General features: G+C 36.8%; 12 protein-coding genes. 3 read left to right on the forward strand and 9 right to left on the reverse strand.

The window, feature by feature from the left end; all coding sequences use genetic code 11:
* A partial coding sequence (locus ACQR30_RS04705; protein WP_429731982.1) for a hypothetical protein occupies window positions 1-207 on the reverse strand: 207 nt, incomplete at its 3' end.
* A 1060-nt stretch (window positions 208-1267) separates the two neighbouring features.
* On the opposite strand from ACQR30_RS04705, the gene ACQR30_RS04710 reads away from it, so the two are divergent.
* The gene (locus ACQR30_RS04710) at window positions 1268-2380 is read left to right on the forward strand and encodes an outer membrane beta-barrel protein (protein ID WP_429731985.1); all 1113 of its coding nucleotides are present in this window, start codon (window positions 1268-1270) and stop codon (window positions 2378-2380) included.
* A 63-nt stretch (window positions 2381-2443) separates the two neighbouring features.
* Here ACQR30_RS04710 and ACQR30_RS04715 read toward each other — a convergent pair whose 3' ends face one another.
* The 5 genes from ACQR30_RS04715 to ACQR30_RS04735 all read right to left on the reverse strand — a co-directional run bounded on the left by ACQR30_RS04715 (window position 2444) and on the right by ACQR30_RS04735 (window position 6444).
* Window positions 2444-2938 (reverse strand): metallophosphoesterase family protein, encoded by a 495-nt coding sequence (locus ACQR30_RS04715; RefSeq protein ID WP_429731988.1) that lies wholly within the window; start codon window positions 2936-2938, stop codon window positions 2444-2446.
* Between the two features lie 14 nt (window positions 2939-2952).
* Window positions 2953-3411 (reverse strand): methylglyoxal synthase, encoded by a 459-nt coding sequence (locus tag ACQR30_RS04720; protein WP_429731991.1) that lies wholly within the window; start codon window positions 3409-3411, stop codon window positions 2953-2955.
* A gap of 6 nt (window positions 3412-3417) precedes the next feature.
* The gene (locus tag ACQR30_RS04725; protein ID WP_429731994.1) at window positions 3418-4593 is read right to left on the reverse strand and encodes a hypothetical protein; all 1176 of its coding nucleotides are present in this window, start codon (window positions 4591-4593) and stop codon (window positions 3418-3420) included.
* A gap of 77 nt (window positions 4594-4670) precedes the next feature.
* Window positions 4671-5228, reverse strand: coding sequence for a hypothetical protein (locus ACQR30_RS04730; protein ID WP_429731997.1), 558 nt, complete (start codon window positions 5226-5228; stop codon window positions 4671-4673).
* Between the two features lie 31 nt (window positions 5229-5259).
* Window positions 5260-6444 (reverse strand): acetyl-CoA C-acyltransferase, encoded by a 1185-nt coding sequence (locus ACQR30_RS04735; RefSeq protein WP_429732000.1) that lies wholly within the window; start codon window positions 6442-6444, stop codon window positions 5260-5262.
* 728 nt (window positions 6445-7172) lie between these two features.
* Between ACQR30_RS04735 and recG the strand changes: the two genes are divergently transcribed.
* Window positions 7173-9281, forward strand: coding sequence for an ATP-dependent DNA helicase RecG (gene recG / locus ACQR30_RS04740; RefSeq protein WP_429732002.1), 2109 nt, complete (start codon window positions 7173-7175; stop codon window positions 9279-9281).
* A gap of 216 nt (window positions 9282-9497) precedes the next feature.
* Here the strand turns inward: recG and bshC are convergent, their stop codons facing one another.
* The 3 genes from bshC to ACQR30_RS04755 form a co-directional block, all read right to left on the reverse strand.
* Window positions 9498-11111, reverse strand: a complete 1614-nt coding sequence (bshC, locus tag ACQR30_RS04745; RefSeq protein ID WP_429732005.1) for a bacillithiol biosynthesis cysteine-adding enzyme BshC — start codon at window positions 11109-11111, stop codon at window positions 9498-9500.
* A gap of 396 nt (window positions 11112-11507) precedes the next feature.
* Window positions 11508-12821: a 30S ribosomal protein S12 methylthiotransferase RimO gene (gene rimO, locus ACQR30_RS04750; protein WP_429732008.1), complete on the reverse strand. Its 1314-nt coding sequence runs from the start codon at window positions 12819-12821 to the stop codon at window positions 11508-11510.
* Window positions 12822-13260: 439 nt separating this feature from the next.
* Window positions 13261-13665 (reverse strand): OsmC family protein, encoded by a 405-nt coding sequence (locus ACQR30_RS04755; RefSeq protein WP_429732011.1) that lies wholly within the window; start codon window positions 13663-13665, stop codon window positions 13261-13263.
* A 117-nt stretch (window positions 13666-13782) separates the two neighbouring features.
* On the opposite strand from ACQR30_RS04755, the gene ACQR30_RS04760 reads away from it, so the two are divergent.
* Entirely contained in the window at window positions 13783-14376 is a 594-nt protein-coding gene (locus ACQR30_RS04760; protein ID WP_429732014.1) for a YdeI/OmpD-associated family protein, read from the forward strand.
* Window positions 14377-14489: the final 113 nt, after the last annotated feature.

The following is a 14489-nucleotide window of genomic DNA, read 5'->3' on the forward strand; positions in this document are numbered from 1 at the left end:
AAACTCCTCCGGTGTAATAATCCCCTTTTCCTTTAACTGAAATACCTTTTCTAATTCGTCAGCAGAAGAAATTGGAGACGAACTTTTTGGATTAGCTGACTTTTTTCCTGCCACTTTTATAGCTCTTGCAATCAGCACAATTATAGTTACAGGTATGCCTATAACTATTACAATAATTAGTAATTTTTCGAAGCTGAGTTCTCCCATAAAAATTGTGTTTTTGATTTATTAAAGAAGTTTAGATTTTCAGGTATTATATTTCGTTTGACTGACGATACCCCCTTTCTTTTAAAGAACAGAGAACTTTTCCAGTCCACCAGTAACATTTATATTTATATTAATATTATTTGCTGCTTCGCCATTATTGTATTTTATATTAAATTGTTCATCATCCATTATCAGAAAGATAATACAATCTATAAGTTCGATAATCGCCTGTGTGGTGAAGATAAAAATGATGTGCTCAAATTCCCCCAAGAAGGAATGCTATTATTGCCACCGCCGATCTGTTCTTCATATGCATTATTTAAGTAAAATCTCGATTTACCTAGTTATATCTAACGTAAAATAAATATTTTTTTTCTTGTTTGCAAAATTAATATAAAAAGGCAGTTTTATTAAATCTCCTCTATTAACAATTCATATGGCGAATGTAGAAATATATCTCCTCTAAAGAATATTGTATCTTGGTTTATGTCGTCAAACATCAACTCCATTGGAACATAATAAAATTCCTAATTCTCAAAAAGACTCAAATAATTGAATTGGTGTAATAGGTAACAAACATATCATTTATTTCATATATTTATATTAATGACCCTTCGATGGAGCTGTCCTTCACCCTACAACTTTAAAAGAAACTGTTCCTGAATTCAGGAGCAGTTTCTTTATGCCCTCCATTTATTGATTTTCCTTAAATGAAAAATTGCTGAAATAATTAACATTATTAAATTATATATATACAGTAAAATAAGTCATATATTCGATAATATTGCATTTATTTTAAAATTATTTACAAATAAAGTATGTATTATGAATTTATAATGGTAATTTTGATTAATTATATTAAAATATTAAAAAAACTAATTTATTAAATTGATCTCTTTATCCATAGATTATCAGTTAATCTTTGATTTAGGTAAGGGAAATGGAATCAACCGTTTAATTCAAGGTGTTTTTATTAGTTTCCCATTTAAACTCAGACAGTTAGTGTGAATTGCAAATCTTCGGAATTGTTTGATCGTTTTTTGAACTAAAAAGCTTGCGTATGAAAAGAATATGTATGGTGTTTGTTGTAATGGCTCAAATAATTGCCTCCGCTGCCATGGCGCAAAATCTAACAGACTCAACAAAGAAAGCACCTACATTAAAAATTAGTGGTTCGGTGGATGGTTATTATCGGTACAATTTTAACGCACCCGCTGGAGCTACCAATAATTTGACAAGTTTTACTAACTCGCAAAACTCTTTTGAGTTGGGAATGGCTTCTTTGCGCTTTGATGCTTCGGCGATGGACGGTAAAATATCTGCTACCGCCGATTTAGGTTACGGCAGAAGAGCGGAGGAGTTTTCTTACACCGATGGGGGAATTACAAACGGGCATAGTACCCTTCAGTCTGTTAAGCAACTGTATGTAAGTTTTGCCGCGGGAAGAAATATTACATTAACGCTTGGTAAATGGGCTACACATATTGGCTATGAAGTGTTAGATCCATACGTTAATAGAAATTACAGTATGGATTATATGTTTTCTTACGGTCCATTCTCGCACACAGGTTTTAAGGCACAATATACTAAAGGACATTTAGGTATAATGTTGGGTGTGGCTAATCCGACGGATGTCGTTACTACTGTATCCCTGGTGAAAACGTTGTTGGGACAGATATCTGAATCTTTTGGTAAAACAAGCCTGTACTTGAATTACCAAGGTTTTTGGGGGGCAAAAAATGGGACGAATGCAAACCCTTTGGTTACCTACAATAATCTAAAAAGTTTACACCAATTGGACTTTGTGTTGACTTCTACCTTATGCAAACAGTTTAGTTTGGGCTACAATGGTACGATACAATTTAGAGAAGATATTAACTCGACCGTAGGAAATAAAAGCTGGTGGGGCTCTGCTTTATATTTAAACTATGACCCAACTAATATGTTAGGCTTTACTTTGAGGAGTGAATACGTCGAAGATAGAAAAGCAAGTTTATTGCCTGCTACAAAACTTACGGACTTAACACTAACATTAAATTACAAACTGGGTGGTCAGTTTTTGCTTATGCCTGAGTTGAGGTATGACCATGCTGCAGAAGATATCTTTCAAGCTAACAGTGGAACGACAAATTCCACAGTTAGCGCATTAGTCGCAGTCGTTTATCACTTCTAACTAAGAAAAGATTTTTATTGAAAAATAATAAGCCGAAAATTTCTTCGGCTTATCTATCCTTTTTTATTTTTTCCCTAATTCAATTACTTGGCAATCTTTTATCTCTTGTTGATCAATGACAAATTTCACCAATGTCTGTACCTGATGCCAACCTTGTTTGCCGCAGGCGCCCGGATTCATGTGTAAACAATGTAATTTGTCATCGTACATGATTTTTAATATATGCGAATGTCCACTGATAAAAAGTTGCGGTTCTTCCTTTTTGATTAAATCTCTTACCCCCGGTGCATAGTGTCCTGGATAGCCTCCAATATGTTTCATTAAAACTTTTATCTCTTCACAAAAAAAGATATTTTCTAAAGGGAATGTTTCACGCACTTTTTGCCCATCAATATTACCATACACGCCACGTAAAGGTTTAAAATCCCTGAGCGACTTCAATATAGTCGCATCACCGACATCGCCGGCATGCCATATTTCATCACAATCTTTAAAATGGATGAAAATATTTTCAGGAAGGTAGCTATGGGTATCGGAAAGTAAACCAATTTTTGTCATGAAGGGAAGGCTTGTTAAGGGGTAATCTTTCTATTTAAATAACTAGAATAATCAGTAACTTCAGAATTATATGTTTCTTGCATGTATGGCGAAGAAAGTATAAAGTCAGCAGTAGCAGGACAACAAGCCATAGGAATATTCCATACCACGCCGAGGCGTAACAATGCTTTTACATCGCTGTCATGTGGTTGGGCTTCCATTGGATCCCAAAAGAATATAACCATGTCAATTAGGCCTGTCGCAATCATTGAACCCATTTGTTGGTCTCCACCTAATGGCCCACTCATTACACGTTGAATCGGGACCCCAATTTTTTCTTCTATTCTTGCGCCGGTTGTACCGGTGGCGATAAGATTGTGTTTAATCAATTCTTCTTTGTGTGCATCTATCCAATCGATTAGATCATCTTTTTTGTGATCGTGTGCTACTAATGCAATGTTTTTTTTGGCTTTAAGCTCTTTGTAAGATTTCATTTAATTTTATTTTGTAGAATAATCCATTATAGGATGCCGTTCAAAATTATGTTTGTTGTTAAATATGTATCGATAAGTAACTAAATGCCTACTTTGTTTTCCGCCCAAACCTTTGTAAATATTGAGCATACGCGGATTCCAATCGCCCGTCCACCCCATTTCATACCTACTATAAGACTTTTCTGCTTGAATAAATTTTGAACCTTCTGTAATCATAAATGCGTCAATACCGAGCACCTGATATTTCGGTACAACACCGAAAGCAATACCTGTAAATCTTTTGCAGGCCCCTGTTTTCTTCATCCAAAGCAAACGCAGTTTTTGCAGCCAGCCAAACTTGCCGTTGAATTGTTTGAAATATTGATTAAGATCCGGAATATTAATCCACATTGCAATAGGCTCTTCTTTGTAATAAGCAAACCAAATGATACGTTCATCAATAATAGGCTTCATTTTCATAAAGAGTTTAGCAATATCTTCCTTCTCAATCTCTTTACCTTCTTTGTGCTGCGACCAAGCAGCATTGTAAACCGTGGCAAAATCTTCGGCGTGTTTTTCAATATTATTGATGTCGATATGGCGGGCTTTGTAATCTGGTTTTTTTTCAAATTTTGCATGGCGCTCAATATATTTTTCAGGTAATTGATCGTCAATATTCATGGCATAATAATATTGATTGTAGAAATTTTGAAAACCGTATTGTTCAAATAGCTTTTGATAATAAGGTGGATTGAAAGCCATTCCATAGATTGGTTCTTCGTCAAAGCCATCTATCAATAAACCCCACCATTTGTCGCGGTCACCAAAGTTAACAGGACCATCCATTGCATCGACATTTTGTTTCTTAAGCCAGTTTTGAGCTGTGTCAAAAAGTAAATTAGCCGCGTCCTGGTTATCTATACAATCAAAGAATCCGACGCAACCTGTAGGGAAATCGGTGCCATCATTTAAATATTTGTCGTAAACAAAAGCCGCGATGCGGCCGATTGTTTTATTGTCTTTCTTCAGTAACCACCTGCAAGCCTGCCCGTTCTCGAAATATTTGTTTGTCGTCGGATCAAATACTTCATTTATATCGTTATCCAACGCTCGCACATAATTGGGGAAGTTGCTGCCTATGCGGGCAGCAACTTCTATAAAATCCTTTTTGTCTTGGACTGATTTTACTTCTACAATATTCATCCTTTGCAACAATTTTTACGAAAATAGGTAAAGCGAAATAAAAAACAGCGGAATAGTAAATTTTCCGCTGTAGCTATTTATTTTTCGTTATTATATTCGTGTATTATGTATTGAATTGATCGTGTATTAAATGGTAGGTCATTAAATTTTTTTAAAATATCATTCTTGTCTATAATAAGCGTGGTCATATTCTCTTTGGCTACCGATTGGGAAGAAAGTATCCCGTTTACGTTTAGGAGCGGACCTCCTCCTTTCTGTGCCAGCCAGATGACACTTGTAGAGGGTGAACCTGGATGATTACTATTTAATAGTACATATTGATATAAATTTATTTTACCGTTTTCCAAGCATTCCATCCATTGCGGGTCTGTGACTGTGGATAATTGAATACTTCGAAATAATTTCCCTTGCGTCGAATAAGCCGTATAAGTTTGAGGATCGAGCAATAATTTTTTGCCATTGATAATAAAGTATGGCTGGCCAAAAATCTTCTTTTGAAAACGGCCGCGAAGGGTGTCATTATTATTGGTAACCAAAAAATCGTTATGTTTCTTTTGGTGTTTCTGTGCTTGTGTGTGTGACTGAATACACATGCAGAAAACCAATGATAAAAAAAGCGGTGTGAATTTCTTCATTCAATATTTTTGTCACAAAGATAAGAGAAGTTTAAACTAATTCAATTACCATCGCGCTGGCACCGCCACCTCCATTGCAAATGCCAGCGGCACCCAGTTTGCCGCCATTTTGTTTTAATACATTTATTAACGTAACAATGATTCTTGCGCCACTACAGCCAAGTGGATGTCCAAGAGAAACTGCACCACCGTTTACATTTACTTTTGCGGCATCTAAATTCATTTTTTGGATGTTAGCTAGCCCAACTACAGAGAAAGCTTCATTCAATTCGAAAAAATCGATTTGCTGCAGGTTAAGCCCCGCCTTGGTAATAGCTTTAGGTACCGCTAAAGATGGCGTTGTAGTGAACCATTCCGGTGCCTGCTCCGCATCAGCATAACTTTTAATAATTGCGATAGGTTTTATATGAAGCAGTTCTGCTTTTTCTTTACTCATCAGAACTAATGCAGCGGCTCCATCATTCATTGTAGAAGCATTTGCCGCAGTTACTGTACCATCTTTTTTAAACACAGGTTTTAGTTGAGGGATTTTTCCAAACTTTACGTTGAAAGGCTCTTCGTCTTTATCTACGATAAGGGCATCACCTTTTTTTTGTGGTATAGAAACTGGCGTAATCTCTTCCGAGAAATTTCCTGCATTCCAGGCATTTTGGCTACGAGTATAACTTTCAATGGCAAAACTATCTTGTGCATCTCGAGAAATATGGCAATCTTCCGCACATAATTCTGCTGCGTTTCCCATAGCATAATTATGATACACATCTGTCAACCCATCTTTGGCGAGACCGTCAATACTTTCAACATTTCCATATTTTTGTCCCCAACGCATATTGGGCAAATAAAAAGGGACGTTACTCATACTTTCCATACCTCCGGCAACAATTATATCAGCATCCCCTAACAAAATGCTTTGTGTTGCTAACGCAATTGCTTTCATTCCACTTGCACAAACTTTATTAACGGTAGTAGCAATCACTTCGTTGGGTAAGCCTGCAAATTTAGCAGCCTGTCTTGCAGGAGCTTGTCCGAGATTGGCTTGTAGTACGTTACCCATGATCACTTCATCTATTTGATTAGGTTTTAATCCAGCTTTTTCTACCGCGCTTTTAATAGCGAGAGCTCCTAATTGCGTTGCGGATAAATCTTTCAATGAGCCGCCGAAACTTCCAATGGGTGTACGTGTCGCTGAGACGATATAAACTGTTTTGTTATTCATTTTATCTTATAATTTTCCCAAAAATAACGATTGTTAGGTTAATGGAGCCCTTATTATTTTGTGAATTATTTTTGAGTGAACTTACTTGTCTTCATTTTCTGGCAGATGACTAAGAATATCAGGTAGATCCCCTATCGGTTAATTTGGTTAATGAGTTGATATTTGTGATTTTCAACAAATGCGTTGGAGCGGGAGTCGCCTTCATCTCTTAACCTGAGTATTGTCAAATACGCATTGGTATCCGTTGTTTTTGAGCAAAACGTTGTGCATATTTATACATATCAAAATTTTGGATTGTACAATCCGTACTAAGGAAGAATTTGTTGTATTTATCTAATTAATCCAAACCCATTGTCCATTTCTGTTTTCATCCTGCGATGAGGTGTTGGCGGTCCAAGAGGTAAAAGGAAGTAATCGGTATATCCTGTCAGAAAGCATAGGAATTAGATTTAGGGATCTTGTCGACGTTTTAATTGTGATAATTGCCATCCGTCATTTATACTCGGGGGTTATCTGTTCATAGGCATTATCACAACATTTCTTAAAATCATTAGGTCATTTTGATACTGCAAAATCTACTGTTGGCCTTGATAAAAGAACAGATAATATAGCCGAAGTAAAAGTAATTTTTATAGATGTCTGCTTAATAATGCAAAAATGCCCTGAAAAACTCTATCTCTCTAAATAATTGTTGTCAAATTATCCCTTACTTTGTTGTTCATTCAAAGATGAATAATTCGTCCATTTTAGAAAGCCCCATTGAATACCTTAAAGGAGTCGGTCCCTTGAAGGGTGATATGTTGCGCAAAGAATTGAACATTCATACTTTCGGCGACTTGCTCAATCATTTTCCGTTGAGACATATAGACCGCACACAAATAAATTTTATTGCTGATATTAATTCCAACACCGATTTTATACAAGTGAGGGGTCATATTGATGAATGGCAAGTTTTAGGTGTGGGTAGAGCAAAAAGACTAGTGGCACAATTAAAAGATAGAACGGGAAATCTTGAACTGGTATGGTTTCAGGGTGCGAACTGGATAGAGAAATTATTGGAGCGAAGATTGGAGTGGCTGGTCTATGGTAAAGTGAGTTTTTTTAACAACAAACCGCAAATGTCGCATCCAGAAATGGAAATTGCTGCTGATATCAATGCTGAGGGGAAACCATTTTTAGAACCAATTTACCCGACAACAGAAAAGTTAAAAGCAAGAGGATTGAATGGGCGGCAAATTGGAAAATTGGTCTATAATCTATTACCACAAATTTCGTTAAAAGATTTGCCTGAGAATATTCCGCTTTATTTCGTGGATACTTTAAAGCTGACACCGAGACTAAAAGCCTACGGGGATATTCATTATCCTCCCTCGCAGGAGTATTATCAACAAGCCTTGAGGAGACTGAAATTTGAAGAATTGTTTATTGCGCAGATAAGGCATAATATTACAAGAATTGGTCGTAACAGGCATTCCAAGGGGATATTATTTGATTCAGTAGGCGATTTGTTCAATACTTTTTACGAGAAATATTTACCCTTTACTTTGACGGGTGCACAAAAAAGAGTGCTGAAAGAAATTCGTCAAGATACAGCGCGAGGACATCAAATGAACCGTTTGTTACAAGGTGACGTAGGAAGTGGAAAGACCATTGTTGCTTTATTGGCCATGTTATTGGCTGCGGATAATGGATACCAAAGCTGTATGATGGCCCCAACGGAAATATTGGCACAGCAACACTTCCAAGGCCTATCTGAATTATTAAAAGATTTGCCAGTAGAAATTAGAATACTTACGGGAAGCACTAAAGTAAAAGCACGCAGACAGATATTAAAAGAATTGGAAGAAGGTGAAGTGCAAATGGTAGTGGGTACGCATGCGGTAATTGAAGATAAAGTAAAGTTTAGAAATTTGGGCCTGGCAATCGTGGATGAGCAACATCGTTTTGGTGTGGCGCAGCGGGCAAAGTTGTGGAGCAAAGCAGCCATCCCGCCACATGTATTGGTGATGACCGCGACGCCTATCCCACGTACATTGGCAATGACTGCTTATGGTGATTTGGATTATAGTGTGATGGACGAGTTGCCTCCGGGAAGACAGCCAATTACCACCATCCATCGTACCGATATTCATCGCATGAAAGTAATGGAATTTGTAAGGACAGAAATTGATAAAGGTCGTCAGATATACGTAATCTATCCCCTGATTGAAGAAAGCGAGAAAATGAGTTATGAAGATTTGATGCAAGGATACGAGCAAGTAAAGACCTACTTTCCAGAGCATAAATACAAAATAAGTATGGTACATGGTCGTCAACCTGTAGAGCAGAAAGAAGAAAATATGCGACGTTTTGTAAGCGGTGAAACGGAAATTATGGTGAGTACAACGGTGATTGAAGTAGGTGTAAATGTACCGAATGCTAGTGTTATGATTATTGAAAGCTCAGAGAAGTTTGGACTTTCACAATTGCATCAATTACGTGGAAGAGTGGGACGTGGAACGGAAAAAAGTTACTGTATTTTATTGACCGGGCAAAAATTGAGTGGCGATGCGCGTGAACGAATAAAAATTATGTGTGCTACTAACGACGGATTTAAAATTGCCGAAAAGGATTTGGAATTGCGTGGTCCGGGCGAAATTGAAGGTACTCGTCAAAGCGGGGCGCTCAATTTTAAGTTGGCCAGTTTAATCAATGATAGAGAAATGCTGGAGGCTGCAAAACTGTATGCCGAAAGACTTATTGAGGACGATGAAAATATTGAAAAACAGGAAAATGTTCCTTTGAAAAACTATTTACTTTCTATAAAAGGTAAAACGGCATGGAGTAAGATTTCTTAATGCTACTTAAACTGTAGGGTTTCCAAAAAATCTTTTGCCCACCTCGCGACATAGCGCTGCGCCTTTGCGATTAGTTAGTAAAAGTTATCTGTTATACAAATTAACGATAGTGGGTAGCGTAATCTTAGGAAATCGTCATTTATTTTTATGAAATATTATAGAATGTTAGCTGAACAAGAAGAATGCTAAATAAGATTGATCTATTGACAGGCTTCCTCATCTGTCGAAATTTACTATCTGAAATTTTTCTTCAATCGTCAAAGAATTTTCTAATAGAATATCGAAAATATGTGAGCCATATTTGGCATAAAATCCGGCGATATTTTCCTGCCGTTCCTGCAAACTATTGTTGGGGAAAAGTTGTGATTTTAATTTGACAACTTGTCTTTGCTCCGTTGTCAACTGTTTTCTTTGTGTGGAAGCAATTTTCTTTTCTAAATGCTCTATTTTCTGGAGGGCCTTTAGGTACAAGGCTTCTGTGTGTTTTGTTAAGGTCGTGTCAACCGCTGCCGCTTTGGTTTTTATTTCTTCGTATATCGTTTTTAAGCCATTGAATTCTTTTTCTAATGAAATTTTTTCTTTTTGTTGGGCAACAATTTTATCTAAAATTTCAAATTCCTTTTTGAAAAAATCTGCTGCTTCTAAATTTAATTTTTCAATGGTTGCCGTTTGTTTTTGATTGATTAATAAAAAAGAATTGCGCAGCAACAAAAGTGGATAAGGAATGCTTACTGCGTCATATACCTTTTTCATTTCAAGCCAATAGGCAATTTCGCCACCGCCCCCTACAAAGGCTACATTCGGTAATATAGTTTCTTGAAATGGACCGCGTAATACAACATTTCCACTAAAACGCTCAGGAAATCTCTTTACTTCTTCCAGTAATTCTTCTTGTGAGAACTCAAGTTGCAAAGCAGTTACAAAATATTTATCATTAACTACTTCTATGCGTTCTCTTTTATCTTCCAACAAATAAAACAGGTTAAGTTCTCTGCCGGACGCCTGTGCGTGATAATTTTTTTCTGTTAATGCTGCAACCGTTTCTTGTAAGGCATTGTATGAAAATTGTTCTTTAATTTCTTTGGTAATAATAGGTTCAAATATGTTCTTTAATGCAGCGTTATCCGGGATTATGACCAAAACACCATATTTGCCGAAAAGATCATTGACTAATTCTAATGTGGCCTGTTGGATGCTTTTATTAAAGGTATATGCTTGTCTTAGTTTCTCTGCCCATTCCTTTCCAAAAGGCTCCACGCCGATCTGCGCTTGTATTTCATCAATTAATGAAATTAATTGTTTATCTACTTGCATTCTGCCGACAGCGCCTGTTTGTCTGGTTTGCCAAATGTATTTTTTTCCGTTGATGGAAATATTGTTCAATTCCTCTAGGTCGGCATCTTCACTTCCCATATAAAATACGGGTACAAAATGCTGCTGTGGATATTTTTTTTCGAGCATTTGAGCCAATTTTACAACATGTAAAATTTTATAAACAAAATATAGCGGGCCGCCGAAAATATTGGGTTGATGCGCAGTGGTGACGGTATAAGTATTTTTTTCTTTTAAAGAAAGGATATGCTGCTGAACAATTGGTTCAACAGACACCGTTGCATATTGTTTTTGTAGTTCACTTGCTAAAATTTCTCTCGTTGACTGTGGAAAATTAGCTCTTGCATTAATTGCATTTTGCAATCCTTCTTCAGAAATAGGGTGAGCCCAAAAAGGTTGCAATACCCGCTTTTGTTCAATATAATCAATGGCTATTTTTGAGAAATAGCCCGTGTCCTTATAATCAATATATTTTGCGATACAATTGCTTTCTTTCATATAATTATTCATCTCTTTTCTCGGAACAAACTGTAATAACTATAACGAATTAGTAATTAATATTTACTCATCTTTATAGGGCTTTGACTTCTATGTTATCTGTTGTTCTAATAGTTTCTCCATTGCAATTTGTAAAATAAACAGGATTATCCAAATCATGAAATTTATATACTTTACAACCAGCCTATTCAAAGAGGCACTCAACAGTATAATAAGTATTGTTTTTATACTTTTCAGCAAATACCGGCCTTTGAATAACTCGGCCTGTAATTACCAAAAGAAAGAACAAGGTTAGTACTATTTCACAAACTTATTTTTTGTTTATAGATGCAAATTAAAAACCAGAAAAAATAAAAAACTAAAAGGTGATAATTCGATATTTATAAATGTTCCATATTACAATTCAACTACTTCTCCTTCCAGATCGTAATCATAGGCCTTAGTGATTTTTACCTGGACGAATTCCCCAATTTTCAATTTCTTTTTTGAATGAATCACTACTTCATTGTCTACTTCCACGCTGTCGAATTCGGTACGGCCTAAATACCTGCCGGCTTCTTTTTTATCGATCAATACCCGTAACGTCTGTCCAACTTTTTCCATATTTTTTTCCAAAGAAATTTCTTGTTGCACTTCCATTATTTCTTCTGCACGACGCTGTTTCTCAGCTGCGGGAATATCATTTTCCAATTCATAGGCGCTCGTATTTTCTTCATGGCTATATTGGAAAATGCCCACCCGATCAAAACGATTTTTGATCAGGAAATCTTTCACTTCTTCTACGTCTTCCAAGGTCTCGCCAGGGAATCCGGTGATTAGCGTCGTACGTAAACAAATACCGGGATTAGTTGCACGAATAGCCGCAATTAAATCTTCCATTTCTTTGCGTGTGCTTTGGCGTTTCATCGCTTTTAACATATGGTCACTTGCGTGTTGCAAGGGCATGTCAAGATAGTTACAAATGTTTTTTCTGTCGCGCATTACTTCTAAAACCTCCATTGGAAATTTATTGGGGTAAGCGTAATGCAAACGAATCCATTCCAATCCTTCAACGTCTGCAAGTTGGTTCAGTAAATCAGCAAGACTTCTCTTTTTGTATAAGTCTAATCCGTAATAAGTTAGTTCCTGAGCGATGAGCATAATTTCTTTTACACCGCCTTTCACGAGGTTTTTGGCCTCTTTGACCAGATCTTCCATAGGGCGGGAAATATGCCCCCCACGCATAAGGGGGATGGCGCAAAAGGAGCAAGTACGATTACAGCCTTCACTAATTTTGAGGTAAGCATAATGTTGGGGGGTACTTAAAAAACGTTCGCCCAGTAATTCTGCTTTGTAATCGGCTTCAAATTTTTTAAGTATCAGCGGTAATTCCATAGTGCCAAACCATGCATCTACTTCTGGGATTTCGGCTTCTAAATCTCCGCGATAACGTTCGCTTAAGCAACCAGTTACGTATACTTTATCTAGTTTTCCCCGCTTTTTTAAATCTACCTGGTCCAGGATTGTATTAATGCTTTCCTCCTTTGCCTTATCAATAAAGCCGCAAGTATTTATCACCACAATGTTGTGGTCGAGCTTATCGTTTTCGTGTGCTACGTCAATATCATTGGCTTTTAGCTGCCCACTCAATACCTCACTGTCCACGAGGTTTTTGCTACAACCCAGAGTAATAATATTTACTTTGTCTTTGGTTAAAGTTCTTGCTTTCATAATTTGGAATATGCAAAGGTACTGCATTGAAACCGAAAGCTCAAAGCAGAAAACTATAACTTATAGTTAGGAGGTATTATCGGTTGGATTTATCATTATTGTACCTATTTGACGCATTATTTCGGGTAACAGGCGACCAATTTTCTGATGTAATTCTATTCTCGTCTATTGCTGCTCGGCAAATCTTGCTTCTTAATCAGTTTTTCCGTCCTTCTCCAGGCTTCTGCTTCTGATGATACCTTTTGCTTTTCGGATCCGGCATTTGCTTTTTTAAGCCGCTCCAATACCTTTTTGAACACACCGCCGATAAGTATTTCAATTATATCTATTTACTAAAAGAAGCATTGTTCTTTTTCGTCGTTTCCACGAGTATGGTCCTTTTTCTTTCGTATAATTTAATAATGCCTGGAGCGATGAATTAGGAAAACCGCTAAAATGTTTAATAATGAAAATTGATTGTTTGAACCAAATCAGGATGCAGGCTTCTTGCTACGGGGCAAGTGCGGGCAATCGTTTCCAGAATCTTTTTTTGTTTATTGTCGAGTTGCAAATTTGCCGGGAAATAAATATTTACTTTAATCTCAGCAATCCTGCGTGGTTCGGGATTCATGATTTTCGTTATTTCCAGTTTTGTACCAACTAAATTTATAACCCAAGTGTCTGTTTTAATGGCCAACGTAGTGATAATGCAACTACCCAACGCGGTTGCTACTAAGTCGGTAGGAGAGAAGCGTTCGCCTTTGCCTTTATTGTCTGTAGGGGCATCTGTTTCAATAATGCTATCGCTCTGCAAATGTCTACAATCTGCACGAAGCTCGCCTTTGTAAATAATCTCTGAAGTCATTTTATTAAAGGTTTATGATGTTTGAATTTTGAATCTGAAGGTAACGCAGTCAAAACAAAAAAAGGTAGATTATTATCTTAAATTTGTAAGTAAGTGTTAATAATTAAAATTGAATAAATGAAAGTTTTGGATAAATCTGATAAAAAGGAATTGGCGATACTTGCTTTCGCGACGCAAAAGCAATTTGCAATATGGTTGTCAAAGAACTTTCAGAGCTCGGAAGGTTTGTGGTTGCGGCTATATAAAAAAGAGTCGGGCGAAAAGACCATTACTTATCCGGAAGCTTTGGATGAAGCGCTGTGTTACGGCTGGATCGACGGGCAATTGAAACCCTATGATGAACGGTCCTATTTAAGAAAATTTACTCCTCGTCGTGCGAAGAGTGTTTGGTCAAAAAAGAATATTGAACACGTAGAGCGTCTTATCGCGGTTGGCAAAATGAGACCTTCCGGTATTGAAAAGGTAGAAGCAGCCAAAGTTAATGGGAGTTGGGCAATAGCTTATGATTCTCCTAATAACATTACAATTCCGGATGATTTCATGACTGAGTTGCAAAAAAATGAAAAGGCGAAGTCTTTTTTTGAATCTTTGAATAAGGCGAATAAATATGCCATCGCCTGGCGTTTGCAAACGGCGAAGAAACCGGAAACCAGATCGAAGCGGATGAACGCTATTTTGATAATGCTTTCAAAAGGTGAGAAATTCCATTAACGTTTGCTTTTTGTAATCAGGCGCTCGGTTGTCACTTATTTAAATTGTTTTACCTTTGCCTTTCAATTATAAATAATGGAAGAATTACTTAATATACCCTCATCACCCGGCTC

This window comes from Arachidicoccus sp., assembly GCF_050436765.1.
Taxonomy (GTDB): Bacteria; Bacteroidota; Bacteroidia; order Chitinophagales; family Chitinophagaceae; genus Arachidicoccus.